Here is a 23,431-nt window from a genome sequence, read left to right on the forward strand (position 1 = left end):
AGGAGTTTTATGAGAAAAACAATCATATTTTTAGTATTTGTATTTTTTCAATCATGTAATCCATTTTTTGTCTTTAAGCCGAGAGCGATAAATTCTCCCCTCATAGACAATGCCCGTTTAAATGAGCACCAAGCAAATGTGGTCATCGATAGTTTTGGCATTCCATTTATTAGAGCGAGAACATTAACAGCAGCGCTCTATTCTTTAGGATTTATGCATGCGCGCGATCGCCTTTTTCAGCTGGATTTAATGAGGCATGCAGCTACCGGGAGAGTAGCGGAATTATTTGGTGAAAAAGCGCTCGATACAGATAGAAAATTGCGCACGCTCACTTATAAATTAGATGAGCAATTTTCTCGCCTTTCCAAAGAAGAGTATCAACTGCTCGATGCTTATGTGCGTGGTGTAAATGAGGGTGCATTACAACGCGGGCGTAGTGCAGAGCATTTTTTGTTGGGAATTAATTTTGAACCTCTGAGAATGGTTGAGGTTCTGGCTATTGCTCGTCTTCAAGCCTGGCAACTTGCCTCGGATTTAGACTTGGAGCTGGCTCGGCTCAAAATTGCTCAGTCTGCCATGCCCACCCAAGAAAAAATGACTTTGCTTGCAGCCACCGATGATCAAAACTCAGCAATTTTAAAAGGAAGATCTGTGCTTAAGAACGGAAATTTTTCTTTACCAAGCTATCTTGGTAACTTTTTGGCGCCGTTTACCAATACCGTTAAAAAAGTTGAAAATTTTATTCAAAACTCACAAGGTGCCTCAAATGCATGGGTAGTAGAAGACAGAATCATGCAAAATAATGCGGCTGTGCTTATGAACGATCCTCATCTTCGCCATACTTGGCCGTCAAACTTTTATTTGGCAACAATACAGACAGATGATTTCAGTGTGAGTGGTGCAAGCTTCGTTGGTCTTCCAGCAATTTTAATCGGTGCCTCAAATACTATTGCATGGGGAGTGACAGCTTCTTATCTTAATACTCAAGATAGCGTGTTCATAAAACGGGACAGCACTAATCCTTTGGTTTATGAAGTCGATAATAAAAAATATGTTTTTAAAAAATGGATGCAAAAGTTTTGTTTGGATAAAAAAGAAAATTGTCACGATGAAGAGCACTACGTCAGTATTTTTGGACCAGTATGGGATTCTCGCCATGACCGTTTGATTGGGGAGAATGAATTGTTTGCTGTGATGTGGACCGGTTTTTATGAAGCTCACCAAGAAAAATTAATTATTCCATTTTGGAAATTAGTAAAGGCAAAAAATATTTTAGAAGCACATAAGTACATTCAATCTATGACTTTGCCTGGTGTGAATATAGTGCTTGCTGATATCGAAGGTAAGGTTGGTTATAGCTATGCAGGTTTAGTTCCAAAGCGCGATAAGAGTCAGCACCCATCTTTGCCGCTTGACGGGAGACACTCTTCATCATTGTGGACTAAGTTTTTAGAAAAACCCCATAAACTCAATCCTGATTCGGGAATTATTATAACGGCAAATCAAAATATTTTTAGCCATAACGATGGTGAGCAAAAATTTTATGGACAAGAAGGAGCTCCACCTTATCGAGCTTTGAGGATCTCAGAGGTGATCAATAAAAATTTGAAATCATTTTCTAAGCTTTCAGTTGAAGACTTGGCTCATATACAACGAGATAGTACTTCGATTGAGGCGCGCACCATGTCTCCTCTCTTGGGTGGAATATGTCGAGAAAAATTTCATAATGCTTCTGGTATTCGTAAAAAGTTTGCGCAACTTTTAGAAGACTTCGATGGAAATTTTACCATCGATAGTTTAGCAGCGCTTCCTTACAAAATAATGATTGAGCAACTGCTTGAAGCAAAGCTTAATTTGGCTTTTGAGAAAGATCTGCTTAAGCGTGTAATCCATATTGGTCAGCTTAGCTACAATTTAAAGCATGATCTTGCAAAAAAAATATTGGATTATCGGCATTCTAGCAGTGGTACTGCGGAAAAAGAAGCTTATGAATTTGTGGCATCTCAGTGTGAACCAGCATTTCAAAAGTTGATAGAAAAAGCGGGGAAATCTCCTTGGAAATGGCGTTGGGGGAGGCATCATTATTTACAACGAAAAAGCCCTTTTGCTCGTGCTGCTTTAATTGGAAAATTTTTTACGGATAAAAAGCGTCCTGTAGCAGGTTTTGCCACCTCACCTATGGCAGAATCAGGAATTCCTGTTGAAAGAGGTGCAAATTTGCGCTTTCAAGCAGTCATGACCAGGCCGCCTCAATTAAAAATTGTTTTGGATTCGGGCAATAGCGGATTGTTTGGAAAGCATAGTTTGGATCAGGCGCAATTGTGGCATAGGGGTAAAACTATGGATCTTATAAAAAATTGGGATGGGGCAAAAAAACAAACGGTGATGAGTTTTGGTTTAGATAGCAGAACATCCAAATAAAATTATTTTTCTTAATAGTTTCGAGATAATTTATTGCCAGAATTTTTAACACAATTTTAAAACGTGATAATTAAAGTCCAGGAATAAAAAAACCACTCCATGAAGAACAAAATTGGAGTGGGAGGTTTTTAGATAGAATCTTTAATCTTCGTCTTCTAGAATGTCGTAGAGATAATCATCTTCGATGAACATGTCGAGTTCATCGCTGATTGTGTCAATAATCTCATCTTCATCAGAAGCTTGACTGAGCTTTACTTCATCTTTATTTTTCTTTTCAATTTTCCCTTCATAATCAGGAGCATAATCATCGTAGTAATCGTCGGGAGGGCCATCATAGCTATCATCGTAACGATCATCAGGATTATAGTAACCAGGCGGTGGAGGGAAGGACTCCATCATGCGGCGTCGCTCCATCTCCATTCGTCTGATATCTTCCTCTGAAGGTCTGAAATTATTGTTATTGGTGGGAAAAGGAGGCTGTCCTGCATTATTGGGTTGAAAGTGATTGGGAGCAGTACCATAGTGGTTATTTGGCTCTTGTACAGGATGTGAAGGAGGAGAACTTCTTTGAATATTTGCGCTATGATTTCCTCTTTGCACATGGTTAGGCATGCCATGCATTGGCGGTTGGTTCATATTTGGAGGAAATCCTGGTGGCATCTTTTTGTTATAGTTGGGATAGGGCCTCTTGCCTAAGTTCATGCGCCCGAAATTGTTTGAAGGTATGGAGTCCTGAGTAGAGCTATCATCTTCATTCAACGAATCATCTCTTCCGTTAAATTTATTGCCTTGAGGGAAGGGAGGGCGGTGCGCTGCCACTGGAGTTTTTTTCTCTGCAATAGCCTCAACTAGGTAATTGAGACCAAACAGGCTCAAGACGGTTGCACCAATAATCATTAGAGCAAATATTGACAGACGGCTTTGGTTTTTCATGCTCATTGATGTATCCAGGGATCAGGTATTTTGGTTCAAAAAATTTATCAACCTGCTTAAACAAACTTGCCAAACTGATTATAAATGTCCTGGCTTTGAAGATCTAAATTTATGATAATAAAGTTGAAGGATTCAAGCGGAAGTTTTGTTGCGTGATTTTTTTACTTTTGTATTTGCCAATTAACTTTTGCTTTTTGGCTTTATTGTGAGCAGTTGTTCCCTATGTTAGCCTCAATGAGGTGAATTTAGGGACGTGATTGAGTTATGTCGGTTATTTTTGTAAAAATATATTGTTTAATACTTTTTGCAGTGATTGTGGTTTCAAGTTCATGTGTAAGTTTAAAAAATTCCCCAAGCTCATCTTCGAAAAATATTATTTCTGCTGTGAGTGGCAGAGTGATTATTGATGCAGGCCACGGTGGTGAAGACGCAGGTGCTGTAGGCACATTAGGATTAAAAGAAAAAGATGTAAGTTTGGATATTGCATTACGGATTCGTCGCTGGCTGAGAAAAATTATGCCTAAAGTTGATGTGGTCTTGACGAGAAAAACCGATAGCTTCGTTTCTCTTGAAGAGAGGGTCAAAACTGCAAATAGTAAAGGTGGCGACTTATTTTTATCATTGCATATCAATTCCAGCGATGACAAAGATGCCTCTGGCTTTGAACTCTATAGTCTTGATGTTGCAAGTAACGCTCATGCCGATCGTTTAGCTAATCGAGAAAATAAATCTGGAGGCAATGGCTCCCACGCTCTAAAGTTTGTGCTCGCTGATTTAAGAGCCAGTGCAAATAGGGCAGAAAGCGATCAACTTGCAGCACTCATTTCGCGCGGATTACATGCGCAATTACCCAAGGTGATACCTTCTCAAAAACTCAATAACCGCGGCTACAATCAAGCACTTTTTTATGTGCTTTTTGTGAGAATGCCTGCAGTATTAAGTGAAATATTTTTTATATCGAATACTCAGGAAGAGCGAATGCTTGCCGATAGAAAAGTTAGAGAACATATTGCGCGAGGAATGGTTTTAGGAATTAAAAAATATTTAGAAAATCGTGTAATTCGGGCACAAAAATGAATGTTGATAAGCAATTTGATTTTTTTTTGGAACAATTTTTAAGTTACAGCAAAGTCGAAAGAGCTTTGTCTTACAATACAATTATTTCTTATTCGCGCGACCTGCGATTTTTTTTCAATTTTCTAAATCAGCAAGGGGTACACACTGTACAGGAGGTGATGCGCGATCATATCACTCAATTTTGTGCTGAAAGAACTAAACTAGACATTTCTGCCAAGAGTTTGCATAGGGCTTTATGTGCCCTACGACGATTTTTCTTGTTTTTAAGGAAAGAGGGGAAAATTGTTGATAATCCAGCGCAAGATATTTATTTGCCAAAAGTTGAGAGTACGCTTCCTCACACTGTTTCTGTAAAAAACATTGACTCAATATTGGCGCAGCCAAATAATTTTAGTTCTCGCGGTCAAAGAGATGCTGCAATAATCGGTGTGCTCTATGCAACGGGCTTGCGTGTTTCTGAGCTTATAAGCTTAAAGTTGAGCGATATTGATGTTGATTTAGGTTTTTTGCGCATAATCGGTAAAGGTCAAAAAGAAAGGCTTGTGCCCTTGAATGAGAAAGCCTTGTCATTGCTTGAAGCATATTTGGGGGATGCGCGAGTGAGGTTGCTTGGGCAAAGACAATCGGAATTATTATTTATTCGCAAACACGGTTTGGGTCTTTCTCGCCAGTCTGTTTGGAAAATTATTAAGAAATACGCTCAATTAGCTGGGCTGGGAAATGATTTATCGCCCCACCAGTTGCGTCATAGTTTTGCTACCCACTTGCTAGAAGGCGGTATTAATTTAAGAGCCTTGCAGCTTTTGTTGGGGCACGCAGACTTGGCGACAACTGAAATTTATACCCATGTTGATAAAAAACATTTGACTGCTCTTTACGATAAGCACCATCCCCGGTCTAAACTGAGGAAGAAGACAAAGGAGCAGGCTTAGAATTTATGAATGAGCGTAAAGAATCATTGGCAATGACCAGTATTGAGATCGGTGATACGGCGGTACGCGTGAAAGCGCGTGGTCGATTCTGCGATAAAGACGCACTTGATTTTGTGCCTACGCCAGAGTCTCTTATGCTTCACATCGATACGCCCAACTATGACGGCCCGCTTGATCTTTTATTGCACCTTATTCGTAAACATTCGATGGATATTTTTGATATTCCTATAATGTTGATTACCACTAAATATCTTGAAGCTCTTGATGAGATGAAAAAACTCAATCTCGATGTTGCTGGAGAATTTTTAGTGATGGCTGCGACCTTGGCCGAAATAAAAAGCAAGATGTTGCTGCCTAAAGAAGAGCAAATAGCTGATGGGCACGATGAGGCAGAAGAGGGGGTAGATCCTCGGAGCGAATTAATTAGGCGTTTGCTGCTTTACAAGAGTTACCAAGAGGCAAGCCAAGAATTATTGAAACGTCCCACCTTGGGCCAAGATATTTTTTATCGGCACATTGATGAAGAAGTGGAAGATGAAGAGCAAGAAGAGCCAGAAGGCGAAGTGACTCTCGCGCCCATCGAAATTTTTCAGTTGGTGGATAAGCTTGCGACTTTGTTAAAAAAATCTGAAAAACACAGCATTCATACTATTACAAGAGATCGTATTAGCGTGTCTGCGCGCATTAACGAGTTGATGGATTTTTGTCAGCTTAGAACCAAGTTTAGCTTTTATGATGCCTTAAGATTTTTCCCTATTTATGAGCGGATTGATGTCATTGTGACATTTTTAGCTTTGCTCGAAATGTCGCGGCTAAAATTACTGCGCCTTCAAGTTGCCTCGGTGGATGATTTGGTCATGACGGTAAGAAAGGAAAATTTTTATACGCTGAAAGGAGAAATGCTTGGCATTTTGAATAATTCTGGAGAATCGGATGAACACAGAAAAGACTGATGATTCGCAGCTTTCCCTTGAGCCTTTGCCTGATTTGGAGCCCTTGCTTGAAGCACTGATTTTTGCAAGTCGCAATCCTATGAGTATTGAAAAAATGGTGGAGGTTTTACAGGCTGCGGATATAAATGCTCAAGCAAAGGATGTCCGTCACGCCTTGAAGTTTTTACGGGAACGGTGGGAAAGTACTGAGCGCACACTAGGGCGAGGGTTGGTGCTGAAAGATATGGCAGGAGGTTTAGTTTTCGCTACTGCTCCTGAACATGCTTTGGTAGTAAAAAAGATCGTGGCGCAAAAGCCGCTGCAATTGAGCAAAGCACAAGTAGAAGTTTTATCTATCGTGGCTTATCGCCAGCCTTTAACACGGGTTGATATAGATGAAATCAGAGGAGTAGACAGTTCCTTTGCTCTCAAAAAGCTCATGCAGCTTAAGTTGTTGAAAATACTAGGAAAATCTGAAGGTCTTGGCAGACCGCTTCTCTATGGTACAACCAAAGAATTCCTGGAGTTTTTTTCCTTAAACTCACTGAATGATTTGCCTACGCTCAAGCAGTATGAGTCTTTAAGTGCTGGTGAAGAAACTGATGAGATTGACCTTAGTTCTGAGAATGTAAGTCTAAAAGATTTATTTGCCGAAGCAAAAAAATCCCCAATGTTTTCAGCTGAAGTTGAGCGTCTAAGCGAGGAAGCCTTGAAGAGTTTGGATGAGGCTTTGCTTAAAGCAAATGATGTAGAAAAGAAGACCCCAGTGAAAGAATAAAGTTAATTTTACCTGGTGTTAGTTATGGTAGTCGAGAGAATACAAAAAGTTTTAGCACGATCAAATGTAGCTTCACGTCGTCGTGTAGAAGAGATGATCCTTGAAGGGCGCATTCGTTTGAATGGAAAAAAAGTTTGCAAGCTCGGTATATTGGTAGACTCAGAAAAAGATGTCGTACATGTAAATGGGCAAGCGGTGCCATTGATGGCAGAGCACAATCAAGAAAAAATTTATATTTTATTAAATAAGCCTCCTCAAGTTGTAACAACTTTAAAAGATAATTTTAATCGCAAAACAGTCTTGCATTTACTGCCTGAATATAAAGATGTGCGCATCTTTCCTATTGGGCGATTAGATTATGATGCTCAGGGAGCTTTACTGCTCACCAATGACGGAGAGCTTTCACAAAAGTTATTGCATCCCAAATATAAATGTAAAAAAACCTATTTGGTGAAAGTAAAAGGTGTGCCAAAAGAAGAAGATATCGAAAAGCTAAGACGTGGTATCTATTTGGAAGATGGCCCTACTGGAAAATCTGAAATTGAATTCCATCGTGCCACTAAACACAATTGCTGGCTTAAGGTGACACTCACCTCCGGAAAATATCGCCAAATCAAACGGATGTTCTTTCGCATAGAAAACCCTGTGATGCGGATTTTGCGTACTGATTTTGCCGGCATTCAATTGAGCAAACTTGAAGTAGGTAAGCACCGACAATTGAATAAAAATGAGATCATGTTACTAAAAGGGTAGTACCCAAGTTACCCAGCATAGGAGGGTGTGTGCGTATTACTGCCAATCAAGTCACGATGGCTCGGATTTTTTTGTTACCCATACCTTCCTATATGTTGATTTATGGCGATGCCGTTGACTGGTGGATAGCGTTTGCACTTTTTATTATTTTGGGAACCACAGACTTTATTGATGGTTTGATGGCTCGCAAGGAAGGCCCTACGCGTCTAGGTTCATTGCTCGATCCCGTGGCTGATAAAATTTTTGTGACAGCTATTATTCTGAGCATGATAGCCTTGGAGATTTTTCCTGCCTGGGTTGCTAGTGCATTATTGAGTCGCGAGCTTTTGATGACCGCGTTACGCTCATCGGTAGCATTTAGGCGGGAGCAAATTAAAACCAGTAAGCTGGGCAAACTCAAAACCATTATTCAGATGGGTGGTTTTGGTACAATTTTTTTAACAATTGTTTTGCCTTATGGCATTTTTACTTTGGTGTGCTTAGGTCTTTCTTTGCCATTTATCACAGTTGCTTTTATCTATCGCTTGAAAAAGAAAACAATACCATTTTGGGTATTGCCCGTTTTTTGTGCTTTCTTTTTAGTGGGAATTATAGCCTATTTTGTAAGCAAGGAGACTATCCTAGCTCTACAGATGGGAGTCATTATTTCTATTACTTGGATTTCAGCCATCGACTATGTGACAGGAAGCTATAAACTTTTTAGGCGCACTGGCATCAATCAAAAAGACTGGGCAAGAATTATGTGGGCGATAGTTCATGGTCTATTTGTTGCGCCTTTGGTGGCATACTTTCCCATTATGGTTATTCCGCTTTTGGTGAGTATGTCGCTGGAATTTGGTCTTGGTGGTATTGATAACATTGCTGTTAGCGAGAAATATGTTTTTAGCTCATGGCCATTTTGGCTTTCTGCTGCGAGTGGACTCCTTTTTGCTTTGTGGCTGAATGCTCACTTGCTTTTGCAATGGCCAGCGCAACCGCTTTATTTATCAATAGCACTTGCCATTGTTAGTTCCCTCATCTGTGGCTTCAATTTTGGCCGCCATGTTGAACTTTTCAAAAAGACACTGCTTTAAGAAACTGTTTTGCGCATGGCTTAGGAATATACTTTAAAGTATTTTCGATGAATGCCAGAAGTTCGCTATCTGGCTTTGTATTATGTGAAATTTATAGAGAGGTGCAGAATTTTATTTTGAGGATATTTTATTAACTTTCTGGAAAGCTTACGCAGGGCAAAATTTTCTTTAGATGCGCTCAATGAAAAGCCTAAGCCTCCGATGGGGCTGCCATTATGATGGGCATTGCCAATATAAATAATATTTTCTTTGCTATTTTCAACATTAGCGGTGTGGGCATCGACGATAAAAAAATCTTTGGACTGCCATCATTTCTTGAAATCGAGCAATTTCCACTGCAAAAGAAGGTAATTTTGACTCATATTTCTAAGACCAAAATATTTTTAATGTATTCTTTTTTGGCAAGCACATAGGCTGCTAACAAACCCACCGGCCCAGCACCAGAAATCACTACGGTATTATTCTCTATTTGATTGAGAGAGTTTTGAAACTCTTCTTTGCTGATCTGTGTGGGGAGCTTGAAGGGAATTTTCACAGTGAAATTTTCTGACAAACAAGCGAGTGAAATAAAGACAGAGAACAAATATAAAAAGCGAACCATCATTAGAGTGACTCCAAATATTTACAAATTGGTTCTAATAAATCCATAGCTTCGCTTAACATACAGTGATTTTGTTCTTTTCATATGGTCATCAATAATTTCATGGTTTTACTTGTCTAGAGAATTTAAAAAAACTTAGATCAAGAGCGAATTATTTTTAATTTGATTAATTTAAAGCGGCAAGATTTTCACCTAAGAAAGTTGTGATCGTGTTGTTTGAGCAATTTCATTTACTATGCGCGGTAAAAGCTGATGTTCCAGTCGATGGATTTTTTGATCGAGCTTATCTCGGCTATCACTTGGCTCTATTGGGCATGAGCTTTGAGCGATAATTTCGCCTGTATCAAGCCCTTGATCAACCAAATGAACTGTGCACCCAGAAACTGATTCCTTGGCTTCAAGTGCCTGTCTTATGGCGTGCAGTCCTGGAAATTTTGGCAGAAGCGAAGGGTGCAAGTTTATTATGCGATTATAAAAATAATTGACAAATGTGCTAGAAAGTACGCGCAAAAATCCTGCGAGCACGATCAAATGCACCTCTTCCTGCTCCAAAAAATGTATCATTTCAACTTCAAAATCTTCTTTTTTGGCAAAGTCTTTGTGATGGATACGGCGGTGCGGAATACCTGCCTTTTGGGCGCGCTCCAGCGCAATATTATCAGATGCATTAGAGATTACTGCAGCAACTTTGTAGTGTGCGGCGGGGGTTTTTGAAAAATCTATGAGAGATTGTAGGTTACTTCCCCCACCAGAGACCAAAACGCCTATTTTAAAATCATTTCCAGAGTAATTTATTGCCTGAGCGATTTTAAAAATTACATTTTTATTGTGCATCGTTTGTCTTCTTTTGAAAGTGTTATTTTGCCTATTTCTATGCAGTTGATATTGTATTCTTTTATGGTGTCGAGTGCTAAGTTTTTGTGTTTTTTATTTATTATGGCAACCATACCGATACCCATATTAAAAGTTCTGAGCATTTCAGACTGATCGACGGGGCCATTGTTTTGAAGGTAGGAAAAAATGGGAGGAACTTTGTGGGAGCTTAAATCTAGTTGAGCGCACAATCCATGGGGAATGACGCGACTCACGTTGCCAAAAAGTCCGCCTCCTGTGATATGAGCCAAAGCATGAAGATTGACTCCACAATCTTTCAACGCCATGATGCACTTGTGGTAGAGGGTAGTGGGTCTAAGAAGCTCATCCGCTACGGTTGAAATATATTTTTCGTTCTGCCACAAAACGTCGTTAGCTTTGTGTTTAAGTTTTTCAAACATGATTTTTCGAACAAGGGAGTAGCCGTTGGAGTGCAAACCAGACGAGCCAATTCCGATAATGCAATCGCCTTCTTCTACCAGATGACTACCCAAAAGTTGCGAACGCTCAGCAATTCCAACAATAAAACCTGCCAAATCAAAATGTTTATTTTCATACATGGATGGCATTTCTGCAGTTTCTCCTCCAACAAGAGCGCAGTTGATTTCATCGCACGCGATTACCATTGAGTGTATCAGCTTTGAGAAAGGCACATTCTTAAGGTTGGAAGATGCAAAATAATCAAGAAAAAAAAGTGGATGAGCACCTTTGGTGAGAATATCATTGGCGCACATGGCTACGAGATCCTGACCAAGCCCTTCGTATGCTTCGCATTCAATGGCAGCAAGCACTTTGGTGCCAACACCATCGGTACTAGTGACGAGAACGGGCTCATCAAATTTTTTTCGCAAGTCCTTAAGAGAAAATAGGGCTGCAAAATCATTGGGGCTTGATATAACGTTTTGGCTATGAGAACGACTGCTTGGTAAATTTCTGATATTTTGGTCCGCAAAAGTGATATCAACACCAGCATCTTGGTAGGTGAGTGTGGTCACAGAAGATCTCCTTGCTGAAATAAAAAAAGTCTAGAGAATTTTTAAATAGCGGTATAGAGACAAAAAAATTATTTTTGTCACCTTTATAATGCCAATTTTAGAATTTGCTGAACCTTAATTTATGAACGCCCGCAACAAAGCGAGGACCAAAGAAGAAATTCAAGGTTCAGTTAATTTTTAGGATTGCTAAGGTGTGATTTATTTAAGCTGAATTTTTTGAGGTCTCAATGCTTAATCCTTGTTTTCAATCAAAAGCCTATCAAAAAGCATTACAAAAATTGCTTGAAAGAACTTCGAACCCTAAATTGGGGCTTGAGAGGATTGAGTCTTTGCTTGATGCAGTTGCCTACCAAAGAAATAATTTTAAAAGTGTTCAGATCGTGGGTACCAATGGTAAAGGTTCCACTTCGGCTTTTTTGGCATCGCTCTTGTTGGCTCATGGTCATAGCGTTGCTGTATTTACCAGTCCACACTTAAGTACTGCACGAGAGCGCATACAGATAAATGGGAAAATGATAAGCGAGGAAGATTTTATTGAAGCCTGTGATTTTGTTTTGACAAAAGCAGACCCAAAGGGGAAAGCAAGCTTTTTTGAGTGCATTTTGGCTATGTTTATCTATGTGGCGCAAAAAGCCAAAGTACAGGTGATAATTGCAGAGGCTGGGCTTGGGGGTAGGCTTGATGCGACCACCGCTCTAAAAACTAATGCCTTGGGGGTGAGTACCATCGGGCTCGATCATCAAAATATTTTGGGCGATAGCATTGAAGCAATTACTTCAGAAAAAATTGCTGCGGCACATTCTGGGCAACAGGTGGTGTGCGTTGAACAAAGGCCGGAAGCTTGGAAGATAATAAAAGATCAAGAAAGACAAAGAGGGTTTAACTTGATTCTGTCTGAGAAGATTGAGATGCCTTTGGGGTTGCAGGGTAGATACCAAAAACAAAATGCAGGCCTTGCTCTCTCTTTGATGCAGGCGCTCGCTCTAAAGACCGAGGATAAAAAAGTATCAAAAGCTCTTTTAGAGGTGCAGTGGCCTGGGCGCTATGAAAAAATTGTGCACGGTGGAGTATCTATAATTTTTGATGGGGCTCACAATCCATTGGGAATAAGTGAACTTGTGGCTACACTGAAAAACGATAAATTAATAAGCGTTAAGCCGCTCATTTTGGTTTTTGGATCGCTTAAAAGTGCCAATACTAAAGAAAAAATAAATTTGCTCACAGCAGCACACACATATCTAAATGTAGTTGTGCATCTTTCAAAAAATCCACGTAGAGAGGAATTTGACAGGCTTGAGGAATTTTTTATTGCTGCTCAGCTTGCGCCCCAAAAAATAAAAGAATTTTCTTCATGGGCAACATTGATAGAGCAAGCAAAAAAAAATCAAGCAAATATTTTAGTATGCGGATCGCTTTATACTGTGGGTGAATTGCGAGGTGAGTTACTCAAGCTTCCATGTGATCATCTCATTCCCAAATTTTAAGGAGGTTCATATGTTTAAGGGCATTGATCTTTTTTCTGATACAGCAACCAGGCCTTCAGATGTCATGAAACAGGCAATGTTTGATGCACCTTTGGGAGATGAACAGCTGGGAGAAGATCTTACCACCAAAAAACTTGAAGAGGTCATGGCAAAAAAGCTTGGCCTCAGTGCTGCTTTGTTTCTCCCGTCAGCCACGATGGCTAATCAGATTGCCGTAAAACTTCATACCGAAGCAGGAGATGAAGTTATCGGCTATGAAAGTAGCCATGTTTTTAATGCAGAGGCTGGAGCAATGGCTTTTCATTCTCACGTGCAGGCCAGGATGGTTCCAAGTGAAAATGGGTTTTTTGGTGCCGCTGATATAAAAAAACGCTACCGTGAAAAAGTACTCTACAATTCCCCACGCACTTCTTTGCTTGTGGTGGAAAACACAACCAATGCTGGTGGAGGTCAGGCATGGCCTTTGGAAAAGCTCAAAGAAGTGACCGAGTGCGCCAAAGATTTACGACTTAAAACTCACTTAGACGGTTCACGTATTTTTAATGCATCGGTTAAGAGCGGCTGCTCTTTAAGCCAACTCGCTCATGGTTTTAATAGTGTCACTATTTGTTTTTCTAAGGCTTTGGGATGCCCTGCAGGTGCATGTCTTGTTTTTGAGGAAGAACATTTCCATAGAGTTCGCAGACTCAAACAGATGTTTGGTGGATCTCTAAGGCAAAGCGGTATGTTTGCAGCAGCAGCGCTTTTTGCTTTGGATCATCATGTAGATGATATTGCGCTTGATCATCAAAAAGCTTCAATATTGGCTGAAGGATTTTCTAAAATTCCTGCCATAAAACTAAAACATCAGCAGCCTTCAACAAATATGATCTTTTTTTCCTTAAACGATGGTTATGATGCGAATAATTTTTATCAGCGCGCTTTAGAGAAGGGTTTACGCTTTTCATACTTTGCTTACAACCAATTTCGTGCTGTGACGCATCGCGATGTCTCTATGGAAGATATTAGTCAAGCAGTTAAAATCGTTGAGAAAATTTTAATTTAATTGATGAAATAACGATAGGTTGTTGTGGAAAATTTTGGATAAAATAAGGCTTGCATGAGTTGGAAGGAATAAATCAAAGTCTGTGAAAATAGGGCAGCTGGTGGCATTGATCTTTTGTTTTGACTGCAGTAGATGTGCTATCGCTTAAAAAATTTTCTAGACTAAATAAAAAGGTTTACGGGAAACATTATTATGTCAGCACCTAGCATTATTCAAAAGATCGAAGCAGCCAATGTGCGTTCGGATTATCCTAATTTTCGTATCGGTGATACCATCCGAGTATTCTTTCGCATTTCAGAAGGCGATAAAGAGCGAACCCAGGTTTTTGAAGGTGTTTTGATCGCTCACCGTCGCGGTGGTAATCGCGCTTCTATTCGTGTGCGCAAAATCAGTTTTGGTGATGGTGTTGAGCGTGTATTTCCTTTGGCAAGCCCCCGTATAGAAAAGATTGAGCTTGCTCAAACCGGTCGTGTGCGCCGAGCAAAACTTTACTACTTGCGTGAATTGCGCGGTAAGAAAGCACGTATTCAAGAACGCAAAGATTTCTCGAGAATGGCAAAGGCTTAGATCTATCTCTATGGATTCAAGCTTCGATCCATACGATTCGCGCATGATTTTAGGTGTCGATGAGGCGGGTCGTGGTCCTTTGGCAGGTCCGGTGGTGGCGGCAGGCGTTGTGCTTGACCGCCATCAGTCAATTAGTGGGCTTGATGATTCAAAAAAACTTACACAAAAAAAACGCGAGCAGCTTTTTTTAGAGATTCAAGAGCGTGCGTTGGTTACGGCCATCTGTGAAATTGATGCCGCTCAGATCGACAGCATCAATATTTTGCAGGCAACCTTTCTTGCCATGAAAAATGTTGTGCTCAAAATACAGACAAAAATAAAATTTGATGTGGTGCTTGTAGATGGCAATAAAACCATACCTGGCCAATTTGAAGCGCCGCAACAGGCCATCATCAAAGGCGATTCCTTGGTGCCGAGTATCATGGCCGCATCAATCTTAGCCAAAGTTCATCGTGATCGACTCATGGAGGGCTTTGATAAAAAATTTCCTGGTTATGGCTTTGCTCAGCACAAAGGTTATGGCACCAAGATTCATATGGAAGCCCTCGATAGATTAGGGCCCTGCGCCATTCATAGGCAGAGCTTTGCGCCAGTAAGAACTATGAGATTGCTATGAGCAGAAAACGTGGGCAGGATTATGAAATCCATGCGGCGCGTTATTTAGAAAAACAGGGGTATGCTGTAGTTGCTCGCAATGTGAGCTATGTTTTTGGTGAGATAGATATCATCGCCAAAGATAAAAAGACACTGGTTTTCGTTGAAGTAAAATATCGCAAAAATGACTCTGTGAGTGCGCCCTTTGAAGCGGTTACAAGATCAAAACAAAGAAAAATTATTAAAGCCGCTCAGGCTTATTTACAAAATCTTTCCTTCATGTCCGATTGTCGTTTTGATGTCATATCCATGACAGGATCAGAGACAACGTTTAAAATCGAGCATATAAAGGATGCATTTTGGGATGAGGGCTGACCGCCATTATTTTACTAAAAGCAGATCTTTGGCCTCTTGTTCGCTTATGCGAAGATCATTTACCAGAATGTCGATGGAATTTTCACCATTTAAAAGTTTTTTGTAAACCAAATCCTGCCATAGGCCAGGATGAGGCAACTTTGCTTTTAATGTTCGAGCAATGGTTCGTACCACAGCTTTTCGCTTGTTGAGGGGCAGCTCTCTCTTGCTAGCTGTGTGAATCATTAAGATACCGATCAGGGGACCTTGATCAGCCTGAATAAAATCGGTGTCAGCTATAAGCGCTAAAAGACCATAATCATTTTCTAGTAAACGGTTAAAATTAGTGAGGGCAACTTCATCAATGTACAATTCTTGGCTTTTACCCATTCCCAAAAATCCGCCACTTATTTTTTTTGGGTTATTATTATTAACAACTGTTTCCATATCTGTACTAATGGCATGAATGAAAGCATTGGATTTAAGTATTCTTTTAGCGTTTAGTTTCAATTGTTTATTTGTAAGTAATATTTTGAGCACCTCTGCTCTGTTCTTATTTCGAATACCCCAGTCGATTATTGGCATTAAATCTTCATGATTCACGGTGCGCCCTTCAAGGAGCTTTAGAAAAACACTTTTGTCATCACTTTTATCTAATTCATCGAGGATCACGTCGGTGGCTTCTTGTGGGAGCCTGTGTGAATAAAGATCTCCGCTATCAGCACCGTTCAAAGTCAGTAACGTAATTAAATTATTTAAATAGGGCTGTTCGCTTGCCAGCGCCCCGGTAGAAAGTCTCACGCCGGGACCATCACCATCAGCAGCTTTTGAAATATTCAGACTCAAAAGATAATGAAGAGCCCTTTCTTTAAGGTTTCCCAATTTCTGATTAACGAAATTTTTTTTGGCCTGACTATCGCCTTGATCTTCAATAAAAATTTCACAAATTTTTAGCAATTCTTTATCGATTGGTCCTTGCACCATTGATTGTAGCAAACCAGATTTTGTAGCATCCATATCGTCTTTGCTGCTAAGAGCTTTTACTATGCTTTGGCGAGTGCTGCTTGTGGGCATGTCGCTTAAACGCGCGAGCACTTCAATTGCAAAGGCCCGTTTGTCATCTCTAATAGCAAAATTGGCCCTACGTACCACGTCCCATATTTTCGTTGCAGCTAAGCGAGTGTTCAGATCTAGCGGAAGAATTTTATCGAGAAGTATTTTTATAGCTTGTGGGGCATCATCCTGAAGAGCATTTTTTCTAGCTAATAGCAAGGCCATAGCATCTTCATTATTGTGTGCCTGCTCAAGCCACGCCTTTTTCATATCGTTATTAGATAAATCATCGAGCATAGTCACAATAGCGTTAGAGCGTTCTTGATTGATACTACCTTTGAGTAGTTTATGGATGATTCCTTGCGTATCATCTCTATATGAAACAAGTTTTTGGACAACAGGTGCTCTTTTATCTTTGGGAAGTCGCAAAGTTTCTAGTATTTTTTTCCACCCTGATTGGGCTTGTTCTTTCTTGGAAAAATCTTTACTTTTAATATGAGCCCATACTTCTTTGGCTTTTTTATCGCTTTCAAGGGAAGGGCCTTGGTGAGTGTTATTTTTTTGTTGAATACAGGCGTTTAGCAGAAAAAGAAAAGAGAAGAAAAAAGTATATTTAATGTAGTTCATAATAATTGCGCTGTGATAAGTAAAATTATTTTATATTGTTAATGTATTGTATTTAACAAAGGTTTTAGTTTTTGCAATGCAGCTTCTGTTGAATCTTTATTTAAGAAAATCCTGATTTATATGAGCATTGTCATGAAAAATATAGGAATGTATTTGCTATTGGAGAAAAAAAGGCCAAGAAGAGCAGGTGATATTTTAGATCCGGCTTTTACATGAATAAACTCAAAATTATTGCAACCCCAATCGGAAACTTGGGTGATATTTCCTCCAGGGCAATATCAAGCATAAGTTCAGCCGATGTTATTTTGGCAGAAGATACCCGTTCGGCTCGTAAGCTCATAAGTTTTTTGGGAATTAATTTAAAGTCTCAAAGTAGAATTATTTCCTGTCATGCTCAAATAGAAGAGCAGCGGGCTCATGTGGTGGAAGAGTGCCTTAAGGCAAATGAACAGGTAGTTTTGCTGTCTGATGCAGGTTGTCCTGTTATTAGCGATCCTGGCTCTTTATTGGTGCAAGCGGTAGTGAAAGCTGGTTTTGAGGTAGAGGTTATTCCTGGACCTTCGGCTCAAAGTGCTGCCATAATGGGAGCCGGTATCGATACGACTCGTTTCGCTTTTTTGGGGTTTTTGCCAAAAAAAAATAGTCAGAGAAAAAAGTTGTTTCAATCAACAGCAGCATGCGGGCTTGCTTTGGTTATCTACGAATCTCCTCTACGGGTCAAAAATTTACTAGATGATTTATTTGAAGCGTTGGGCCCTAGGCGGGTTGTAGTTGCGAGAGAGCTCACCAAAGTGTTTGAAACCTTTCATCGTGGAGTTTTAGGGCAGGAGTTAAAACCGTCACTCGTGGAAAAGGGTGAATGCGTTGTGATTGTTGAGGCTCAGGATGTTGAACGGTCCGTCTCTAACGATGAGAAAGAGTCAGTAGTAGAGCTGATAAAAAAAAGAAGCGAACAAGCTTTTAGGACCAAAGATATAGTTAAAGAACTAGTGGATAATTTCAATATCAAAAAAAATCAGGCCTATGACATGGTAATAGAATACCAGAGCTCTAAAAAAGAGCCGTTATCCTAAGATCTTATCCTCCGATATGCCATTTTAAGGCCATGCCGTCATCATCATCTCTTCCCATAGAAATAACACTGCTTGGATCTGCTGGGGCATCTTTCGAGGAACCTAATGAGGATTTGGCTAAATTATCCTTATCTAAGCAGCCAGATAAAAAGAAAATAATCCCAATAACAACCCGTCTCGCCATCGCTCACCTCTTTGCTAGGGAGGATTATGCTAGCGACTGATAGAATATAAGTGGAAAAAAATGAAAAAAATATATTTTATTATGGTTTTTTGCTGGGTTAATAGTTGCTTGTTTATGGGTATTTATTTGTGTGATTTTTGGTGTATAAAGTGTGGCTAAAACTTTGAAAACGTTCAAATGGGAAGGTTTAATGCCGGCTGTTTTGATAAAAACTGAGGATAAAGATGCAGGTATGCGGGTGGACGTTTTTTTGAGCGCCCAATGTCCTGATTTTTCTCGGGCCCAAATAGGTCAATTTATTAAAGATGGTTTGGTAACTATCAATAACAGGAGCATTAAGGCTTCATATAAACTCATGGGGGGGGAGCCTGTATGCATGATGCCACCACCTCCTGAAATTTCGCACATTGAACCTCAAGCGCTTCCGCTCGATATTTTGTACAGCGATGATGAGATTGCTGTGATAAATAAGCCAAAAGGATTGGTGGTTCATCCTGGGGCAGGTGTTAAAACTGGAACTTTATGCCATGCCTTATTGTATCACTTTCCTTCGATGATGGCTCATAATCAAGAGCGACCAGGAATTGTTCATCGTTTGGATAAAGATACATCTGGAGTAATAGTGATTGCTAAAACTCCGCATGCTTTACGCATTCTTAGCCAGGATTTTAAAGATCGAGCAGTCAATAAATTTTATAGAGCTTTCGCCTATGGTGAGATGCAATCGACTAGGTTTGATCTAAAAACGGGGCATGCTCGCCATCCTCACAATCGTTTGCGATTTTTTACTCGATTGCCTGTGCCCAAAATAGCTTCTTCTAACGTGCGTATGGCGCACTCGGCTTTTGAAGTTCAAGCACAAAAACATGGAGTATGTTCGTTAAAGGTTAAACTTTATACTGGACGCACTCACCAAATACGCGCTCATCTTGCCGATATGAATCACCCGCTCTTGGGCGATCATCTCTACGGTGGTGCGCGAAGCCTTAATAAATTAGCGCCAATCGAGCTTGTGAAAGCGATAGATTTATTGTGCGGACAGGCTCTTCATGCAGAAACAATTGAGTTTTCCCACCCGAAGACTAGAAAGTTGATGAGTTTTACTGCGCCGCTTCCTTCACAATTGATGGCCATTGAGAATTATTTATATTAGTGTGGCAAAAAAATATTGTCAGGCGCTCTTTGGGGAGAGAAAGATCATGTCTCGAATTTCTTATGAATTAATCCATTCATTACCCAAAACCGATCTTCATTGTCACTTGGATGGCTCTTTAAGAATAGAAACCTTGATAGAACTTGCAAAAAATTGTGATGTCCAACTGCCAAGCAACGATCCAGAACTCTTGATGAAACACTATAAATACGGTGGTGTGAGAAAAAGCTTAGAAGAATATCTTTTGGGTTTTGAGCCATTGGTTGCCGTGATGCAATACAAAGAAAATATTGAGCGTGTATTTTTTGAACTGTGCGAGGATGCCGCAAAAGAAAATGTAGTGCATCTTGAGGTGCGCTACTGCCCTTATCTTTTGATACAAAAAGGCTTAAGTCAAGAGGAGGTTATCGAAGCGTGCATTAGCGCATCGCAGTGTGCAAGAGAACAGCTTGGTATTAGTGTTGTTCAAATACTTTGTGGTCTTAAACATAGCGATGGTGCAAGTATTTTGTCTGTGGCGAAGCTTGCTGCACAATTTAAGAATCATGGTGTAGTTGGTTTTGATATGGCTGGGCCAGAGAAGGGCTTTCCTATCAGTGATCATGCAGAGGCCATTGCTCTTGCCAAAAAAAATAATTTATTCGTTACGCTTCATGCTGGTGAGAGTTACGGGCCTGAGAGTATTGCTCAGGCATTGAGAGTAGGAGCGGATCGTATTGGACACGGAACAACATTGGTAGAAGATGATGAGCTTTTGCGCTATGTCGTGGATCATCGAGTAGGAATTGAAAGTTGTCCGCTATCGAATTTGCACACTGGTTCAGTACAATCTCTCGAGGAACATCCCTTAAAAACTTTTATAGATAGAGGGGTGAGAGTTTCTATCAATACCGATAACCGCCTCTGTTCAAATACTACAGTGACAAAAGAAATTATGACCATGATAGAATACGCCAAGCTCGACTTAAACACTATTCGTAGATTTCTAGAGAACGGCTTTAAAAGTGCCTTTATCTCTTATGAAAAGCGTAAACAGCTTTTGCAGTCATTTAATACTGCGTGGGATAATCTTAGCGCTTAAAAGAAATTAGAGGACTTTGGTTTTGCATTACATTCTAAAATTAAACTTTCTATACGGCCAATCACTTCTTGCGCATATTTGCTGAGCCCGTAAAAACTCCTTTAATCTGCTAAATAGGCATGCGCATAACGCGGTCTAGCATTTACTATTTAAAACAAAAGGATTGCCAAATGAATAAACTACCTAACTGCCCATCGTGTGGTGGTGAATATAGCTATGAGGATCGCGGAATGTTGGTGTGCCCATCGTGCCAGCATGAATGGAAAGCTTCGGAATCTAAGGCGGATGATGAAGAAAATATTGTGAGAGATGTCAATGGCAATGAACTCAAAGATGGCGATACTGTTAGCGTAATTAAGAGCCTCAAGGTTAAAGGATCATCAAGCGGGGTCAAGATTGGCACCAAGGTAAAAAATATTCGCATCATCGACAGCGTTGATGGTCACAATATTGATTGCAAAATCGACGGAGTCGGAGCGATGCGACTCAAATCAGAATTTGTTAAAAAAGCCTGATTAAATGGGAAGATGTTTAAGCTCTTTCATGTGGATGAAAGAGCATGTGTTTATTCAAGTGATATTGAAGTGAACCATTCTTGGCTTTCAGGTAAAAATGAATATCTCTCTTTGATGACTCGCTCAAAATGAGGCATGTGTGCTGCTCCGTAATAAATTATTATATGAGGAGCTTTTTGAGATTGAGTTTGTTGCTTGCCTAATATTTCTGCAAGTTTTTCTTCTACAATTTGATTTCGTTTAGTGAATTCATTTTCATACCACTCGGCATTGTTAATCTTTTGTTTCAGTTGCATCTCATCCATAAGTAGGAAGGGGATAGCTTGAGAAAAGTATGCGGCGATACCTAACTCACTGAATTTATTTACTTCCTGCTCAAAATAGAATTGAAGAGGCTCATTGGACTGATGAGAGAATTTTTCTTTGATGTCTTCAATATTTTTTTTGATTTGAGAAATCATAGCCTCAATAGTATCAAATTTTTCCATTGTGGCAGTTTGCTCAAAGCTGTAGTCTGCGTGTATGAAATTGCTCTTGCGATAGTCGGTATAATCGAGTTGGTAGCTTAAACCAAAGGCGTTCGCAACCAAAAAATGCCTGTCAGTTATTTTTCTATTGAGCTGACCAAGCTCGCTAAGATTAAATTTGCTACCCTCTTCATCCAATCCTTTTCCTTCAAATAAAACCATATCAGCTTGTTCCAATAGAATTTTATGAGCTTCATAGAAATCAGAATCAGCAACGTGCTGTGCTGCAAGAAGAGTGATGCTCATGCCTGCATTATTTCTGAATGTCTTTTTAGCTAATTGGATTTTATTTTCTTCAAAGCGAATATATTTTTCTTCTATTGGAAATTCAGCCGCTTGTAAAGATAATGAAAAGTAACTTATTAAAGGCAAAAGTAGGCATATTAAATTGTGATTTATTTTCATTAGTTAATAATATGTTTTTATTTGTATATTGCAATATGGTGGGGAGGTTTTTATTGTGTTATTGAAAAGCAATACTAAAAGAACCAGCTTGGCCAGTATTGGATGAGCAAATCTCATTCAATTTCGCTCATTTTGCCTATTAGATAAAGAAGTTGGAGCTTGCTTTGTTTAAGGTGCAGTTGGGCGTTTAGAAATAGACTTTGTGCGCTGCTAAAATTTACATTGGCTTCAACCAATTCTAAAGCGGTGGCTTCTTGAGCTTTGTAGAGTCGCTCTGCACTTTTTTTGGCTTTTTTGGCAGCTTTAAGTGCTAGGTCTGCGCTTGTTAGGGCCACTTGAGAGGCCTGAATCTGCTCAAGTACTCCATTGATACCCAAATGCTTTGTCAGTTGCAGTTCTCGTTGTGAGAGCTCAATTAGATCGCGTTGGGCTATTTTCTTTTTTAACTCAGCATGGGGCAATCCTTGATTGAAAATAGGTAATTCTATAGTGAACATTATCTTGGAGAAAGCTTCATGTGATGGACTAGAGTTATCATGGGGGGGAGTATGTAGGCCGCCCTCGATAGTGGTTTTTAGGATGGGAAAATAATTAAATCCTTCGCTTAAAATAGAATAATTTTGTGCAGAATATTTTAATTTAAGGCTATTCGATTCCGCTGTATTTTGAGCAAGCGATTGCAAAATTTCCAGACTTTCATCGAAATAGGGTGATTCCAGCAAAAAATCTTCGACTTGAAAAAGTTCTTTACGGCTTATTAATGCGCCAAGTTGGGCGCGTTTACGTTCAAAATCTCTTTTTTTCAAAATTAAGTTAGTTTTTGATTTATTAAAGAGATATTCCCCTCGACTTATATCGAGAGGGCGTGCAAGTCCAGCTTGCAATTTTTTTTGATAGACTTCCAATTGCTTTTGGTACTGCTCAAGCTCTTCTTGAGCAAGGACAGCAAGAGATTGAGCGATAAGTGTTTCGCTGTAAGCATTGGCCACCTCAAAAAAAATTTTGTTTGAAGCTTGTTCATAATTGTATTTTGCAGCTCTTAACTCATCGCTTGAGCTTTTTACTGCAAACAATGATTTCATATCAAATAATTTTGTCTCAAGCTTGAAAACAGCCTTGTCGTTATCGTTTTCATTATTTTGAAAAAGCTTAGCTTCTTTTGCCAAGAAAAAATCTAAACGAGGAATAAGCGGGGCAAAAGACTTGTCCCGAGCGCTGCTTGCAATCTGAAGTTGCTTGTATTCTTTTTGTAAGTCATAATTTTGTTTTTTTGCCTCATTGAGAGCTTGTTTTAATGAGATAAGGGGCGGATGAGCAATGATGCTCAGGGCGAACTCCTGAATATCTTTGCTCATGAGTTTAGTTGCGAATATTAGTAACAAAATAATTCGTATCATTTTT

24 protein-coding genes are annotated in these 23,431 nt (G+C 39.7%); 16 read left to right on the plus strand and 8 right to left on the minus strand.

Going from position 1 to position 23,431, the window contains the following annotated elements; all coding sequences use genetic code 11:
• Positions 1–9 precede the first annotated feature (9 nt).
• Positions 10–2,421: a penicillin acylase family protein gene (locus tag H6731_07630; protein ID USN50132.1), complete on the plus strand. Its 2,412-nt coding sequence runs from the start codon at positions 10–12 to the stop codon at positions 2,419–2,421.
• 141 nt (positions 2,422–2,562) lie between these two features.
• Here H6731_07630 and H6731_07635 read toward each other — a convergent pair whose 3' ends face one another.
• On the minus strand, positions 2,563–3,360 hold the full coding sequence (locus H6731_07635; protein ID USN50133.1) for a hypothetical protein: 798 nt from the start codon (positions 3,358–3,360) through the stop codon (positions 2,563–2,565).
• Positions 3,361–3,618: 258 nt separating this feature from the next.
• On the opposite strand from H6731_07635, the gene H6731_07640 reads away from it, so the two are divergent.
• Genes H6731_07640 through H6731_07665 form a run of 6 tightly spaced genes read left to right on the plus strand, consistent with a single transcriptional unit; the run spans position 3,619 to position 8,899 of the window.
• Positions 3,619–4,431, plus strand: a complete 813-nt coding sequence (locus H6731_07640) for an N-acetylmuramoyl-L-alanine amidase (GenBank protein USN50134.1) — start codon at positions 3,619–3,621, stop codon at positions 4,429–4,431.
• The gene (gene xerD, locus H6731_07645) at positions 4,428–5,363 is read left to right on the plus strand and encodes a site-specific tyrosine recombinase XerD (protein ID USN50135.1); all 936 of its coding nucleotides are present in this window, start codon (positions 4,428–4,430) and stop codon (positions 5,361–5,363) included. Before H6731_07640 ends, xerD begins: the two co-directional genes overlap by 4 nt.
• A gap of 5 nt (positions 5,364–5,368) precedes the next feature.
• Entirely contained in the window at positions 5,369–6,316 is a 948-nt protein-coding gene (locus tag H6731_07650; protein ID USN50136.1) for a segregation/condensation protein A, read from the plus strand.
• Positions 6,297–7,073 carry an SMC-Scp complex subunit ScpB gene (gene scpB / locus H6731_07655; GenBank protein ID USN50137.1) on the plus strand — a complete coding sequence of 259 codons (777 nt, stop codon included), beginning with the start codon at positions 6,297–6,299 and terminating at the stop codon, positions 7,071–7,073. The genes H6731_07650 and scpB overlap by 20 nt, the downstream gene beginning before the upstream one ends.
• A gap of 24 nt (positions 7,074–7,097) precedes the next feature.
• The gene (locus tag H6731_07660; protein USN50138.1) at positions 7,098–7,826 is read left to right on the plus strand and encodes an rRNA pseudouridine synthase; all 729 of its coding nucleotides are present in this window, start codon (positions 7,098–7,100) and stop codon (positions 7,824–7,826) included.
• Between the two features lie 29 nt (positions 7,827–7,855).
• The gene (locus H6731_07665) at positions 7,856–8,899 is read left to right on the plus strand and encodes a CDP-alcohol phosphatidyltransferase family protein (protein ID USN50139.1); all 1,044 of its coding nucleotides are present in this window, start codon (positions 7,856–7,858) and stop codon (positions 8,897–8,899) included.
• Between the two features lie 358 nt (positions 8,900–9,257).
• Here H6731_07665 and H6731_07670 read toward each other — a convergent pair whose 3' ends face one another.
• From H6731_07670 to H6731_07680, 3 genes are all read right to left on the minus strand, one after another.
• The gene (locus H6731_07670) at positions 9,258–9,503 is read right to left on the minus strand and encodes a hypothetical protein (GenBank protein USN50140.1); all 246 of its coding nucleotides are present in this window, start codon (positions 9,501–9,503) and stop codon (positions 9,258–9,260) included.
• A 189-nt stretch (positions 9,504–9,692) separates the two neighbouring features.
• Positions 9,693–10,334 (minus strand): phosphoribosylglycinamide formyltransferase, encoded by a 642-nt coding sequence (gene purN, locus H6731_07675; GenBank protein ID USN50141.1) that lies wholly within the window; start codon positions 10,332–10,334, stop codon positions 9,693–9,695.
• The gene (locus tag H6731_07680) at positions 10,316–11,368 is read right to left on the minus strand and encodes a phosphoribosylformylglycinamidine cyclo-ligase (protein ID USN50142.1); all 1,053 of its coding nucleotides are present in this window, start codon (positions 11,366–11,368) and stop codon (positions 10,316–10,318) included. Before H6731_07680 ends, purN begins: the two co-directional genes overlap by 19 nt.
• A 227-nt stretch (positions 11,369–11,595) precedes the next feature.
• Between H6731_07680 and H6731_07685 the strand changes: the two genes are divergently transcribed.
• From H6731_07685 to H6731_07705, 5 genes are all read left to right on the plus strand, one after another.
• Positions 11,596–12,852 carry a hypothetical protein gene (locus tag H6731_07685; GenBank protein ID USN50143.1) on the plus strand — a complete coding sequence of 419 codons (1,257 nt, stop codon included), beginning with the start codon at positions 11,596–11,598 and terminating at the stop codon, positions 12,850–12,852.
• 10 nt (positions 12,853–12,862) lie between these two features.
• A complete protein-coding gene (locus tag H6731_07690) occupies positions 12,863–13,897 on the plus strand; it encodes an aminotransferase class I/II-fold pyridoxal phosphate-dependent enzyme (GenBank protein USN50144.1) in 1,035 nt (344 codons plus the stop codon).
• Positions 13,898–14,089: 192 nt separating this feature from the next.
• Positions 14,090–14,464 carry a 50S ribosomal protein L19 gene (rplS, locus tag H6731_07695; GenBank protein USN50145.1) on the plus strand — a complete coding sequence of 125 codons (375 nt, stop codon included), beginning with the start codon at positions 14,090–14,092 and terminating at the stop codon, positions 14,462–14,464.
• Entirely contained in the window at positions 14,397–15,080 is a 684-nt protein-coding gene (locus H6731_07700; GenBank protein USN50146.1) for a ribonuclease HII, read from the plus strand. Before rplS ends, H6731_07700 begins: the two co-directional genes overlap by 68 nt.
• Positions 15,077–15,433 (plus strand): YraN family protein, encoded by a 357-nt coding sequence (locus tag H6731_07705; protein USN50147.1) that lies wholly within the window; start codon positions 15,077–15,079, stop codon positions 15,431–15,433. Before H6731_07700 ends, H6731_07705 begins: the two co-directional genes overlap by 4 nt.
• Before the next feature lie 6 nt (positions 15,434–15,439).
• On the opposite strand, the gene H6731_07710 is transcribed toward H6731_07705, so the two are convergent.
• A complete protein-coding gene (locus H6731_07710) occupies positions 15,440–17,092 on the minus strand; it encodes a hypothetical protein (GenBank protein ID USN50148.1) in 1,653 nt (550 codons plus the stop codon).
• Between the two features lie 212 nt (positions 17,093–17,304).
• On the opposite strand from H6731_07710, the gene rsmI reads away from it, so the two are divergent.
• Positions 17,305–18,165 carry a 16S rRNA (cytidine(1402)-2'-O)-methyltransferase gene (gene rsmI, locus H6731_07715; protein ID USN50149.1) on the plus strand — a complete coding sequence of 287 codons (861 nt, stop codon included), beginning with the start codon at positions 17,305–17,307 and terminating at the stop codon, positions 18,163–18,165.
• Positions 18,166–18,169: 4 nt separating this feature from the next.
• Here rsmI and H6731_07720 read toward each other — a convergent pair whose 3' ends face one another.
• Positions 18,170–18,349, minus strand: a complete 180-nt coding sequence (locus H6731_07720) for a hypothetical protein (GenBank protein ID USN50150.1) — start codon at positions 18,347–18,349, stop codon at positions 18,170–18,172.
• A 190-nt stretch (positions 18,350–18,539) separates the two neighbouring features.
• Between H6731_07720 and H6731_07725 the strand changes: the two genes are divergently transcribed.
• The 3 genes from H6731_07725 (at position 18,540) to H6731_07735 (ending at position 21,098) form a co-directional block, all read left to right on the plus strand.
• The gene (locus H6731_07725; GenBank protein ID USN50151.1) at positions 18,540–19,502 is read left to right on the plus strand and encodes an RluA family pseudouridine synthase; all 963 of its coding nucleotides are present in this window, start codon (positions 18,540–18,542) and stop codon (positions 19,500–19,502) included.
• Positions 19,503–19,548: 46 nt separating this feature from the next.
• A complete protein-coding gene (gene add / locus H6731_07730) occupies positions 19,549–20,583 on the plus strand; it encodes an adenosine deaminase (protein ID USN50152.1) in 1,035 nt (344 codons plus the stop codon).
• Positions 20,584–20,753: 170 nt separating this feature from the next.
• Positions 20,754–21,098 (plus strand): alkylphosphonate utilization protein, encoded by a 345-nt coding sequence (locus H6731_07735; GenBank protein USN50153.1) that lies wholly within the window; start codon positions 20,754–20,756, stop codon positions 21,096–21,098.
• Positions 21,099–21,148: 50 nt separating this feature from the next.
• Here the strand turns inward: H6731_07735 and H6731_07740 are convergent, their stop codons facing one another.
• A complete protein-coding gene (locus H6731_07740) occupies positions 21,149–22,030 on the minus strand; it encodes a hypothetical protein (GenBank protein ID USN50154.1) in 882 nt (293 codons plus the stop codon).
• A 113-nt stretch (positions 22,031–22,143) separates the two neighbouring features.
• The gene (locus H6731_07745) at positions 22,144–23,427 is read right to left on the minus strand and encodes a TolC family protein (GenBank protein USN50155.1); all 1,284 of its coding nucleotides are present in this window, start codon (positions 23,425–23,427) and stop codon (positions 22,144–22,146) included.
• Positions 23,428–23,431: the final 4 nt, after the last annotated feature.

The sequence above is a fragment of the Myxococcales bacterium genome (genome assembly GCA_023898405.1).
Classification (GTDB): domain Bacteria; phylum Myxococcota; class UBA727; order UBA727; family JABDBI01.

What these genes read in the sequence shown, in the direction of transcription:
- H6731_07630 (USN50132.1), top strand. Translation starts at nt 10, where the DNA reads ATGAGAAAAACAATCATATTTTTAGTATTTGTATTTTTTCAATCATGT.
- H6731_07635 (USN50133.1), bottom strand. Translation starts at nt 3,360, where the DNA reads ATGAGCATGAAAAACCAAAGCCGTCTGTCAATATTTGCTCTAATGATT.
- H6731_07640 (USN50134.1), top strand. Translation starts at nt 3,619, where the DNA reads ATGTCGGTTATTTTTGTAAAAATATATTGTTTAATACTTTTTGCAGTG.
- xerD (USN50135.1), top strand. Translation starts at nt 4,428, where the DNA reads ATGAATGTTGATAAGCAATTTGATTTTTTTTTGGAACAATTTTTAAGT.
- H6731_07650 (USN50136.1), top strand. Translation starts at nt 5,369, where the DNA reads ATGAATGAGCGTAAAGAATCATTGGCAATGACCAGTATTGAGATCGGT.
- scpB (USN50137.1), top strand. Translation starts at nt 6,297, where the DNA reads ATGAACACAGAAAAGACTGATGATTCGCAGCTTTCCCTTGAGCCTTTG.
- H6731_07660 (USN50138.1), top strand. Translation starts at nt 7,098, where the DNA reads ATGGTAGTCGAGAGAATACAAAAAGTTTTAGCACGATCAAATGTAGCT.
- H6731_07670 (USN50140.1), bottom strand. Translation starts at nt 9,503, where the DNA reads ATGATGGTTCGCTTTTTATATTTGTTCTCTGTCTTTATTTCACTCGCT.
- purN (USN50141.1), bottom strand. Translation starts at nt 10,334, where the DNA reads ATGCACAATAAAAATGTAATTTTTAAAATCGCTCAGGCAATAAATTAC.
- H6731_07685 (USN50143.1), top strand. Translation starts at nt 11,596, where the DNA reads ATGCTTAATCCTTGTTTTCAATCAAAAGCCTATCAAAAAGCATTACAA.
- H6731_07690 (USN50144.1), top strand. Translation starts at nt 12,863, where the DNA reads ATGTTTAAGGGCATTGATCTTTTTTCTGATACAGCAACCAGGCCTTCA.
- rplS (USN50145.1), top strand. Translation starts at nt 14,090, where the DNA reads ATGTCAGCACCTAGCATTATTCAAAAGATCGAAGCAGCCAATGTGCGT.
- H6731_07705 (USN50147.1), top strand. Translation starts at nt 15,077, where the DNA reads ATGAGCAGAAAACGTGGGCAGGATTATGAAATCCATGCGGCGCGTTAT.
- H6731_07710 (USN50148.1), bottom strand. Translation starts at nt 17,092, where the DNA reads ATGAACTACATTAAATATACTTTTTTCTTCTCTTTTCTTTTTCTGCTA.
- rsmI (USN50149.1), top strand. Translation starts at nt 17,305, where the DNA reads ATGAATAAACTCAAAATTATTGCAACCCCAATCGGAAACTTGGGTGAT.
- H6731_07720 (USN50150.1), bottom strand. Translation starts at nt 18,349, where the DNA reads ATGGCGAGACGGGTTGTTATTGGGATTATTTTCTTTTTATCTGGCTGC.
- H6731_07725 (USN50151.1), top strand. Translation starts at nt 18,540, where the DNA reads ATGCCGGCTGTTTTGATAAAAACTGAGGATAAAGATGCAGGTATGCGG.
- add (USN50152.1), top strand. Translation starts at nt 19,549, where the DNA reads ATGTCTCGAATTTCTTATGAATTAATCCATTCATTACCCAAAACCGAT.
- H6731_07735 (USN50153.1), top strand. Translation starts at nt 20,754, where the DNA reads ATGAATAAACTACCTAACTGCCCATCGTGTGGTGGTGAATATAGCTAT.
- H6731_07740 (USN50154.1), bottom strand. Translation starts at nt 22,030, where the DNA reads ATGAAAATAAATCACAATTTAATATGCCTACTTTTGCCTTTAATAAGT.
- H6731_07745 (USN50155.1), bottom strand. Translation starts at nt 23,427, where the DNA reads ATGATACGAATTATTTTGTTACTAATATTCGCAACTAAACTCATGAGC.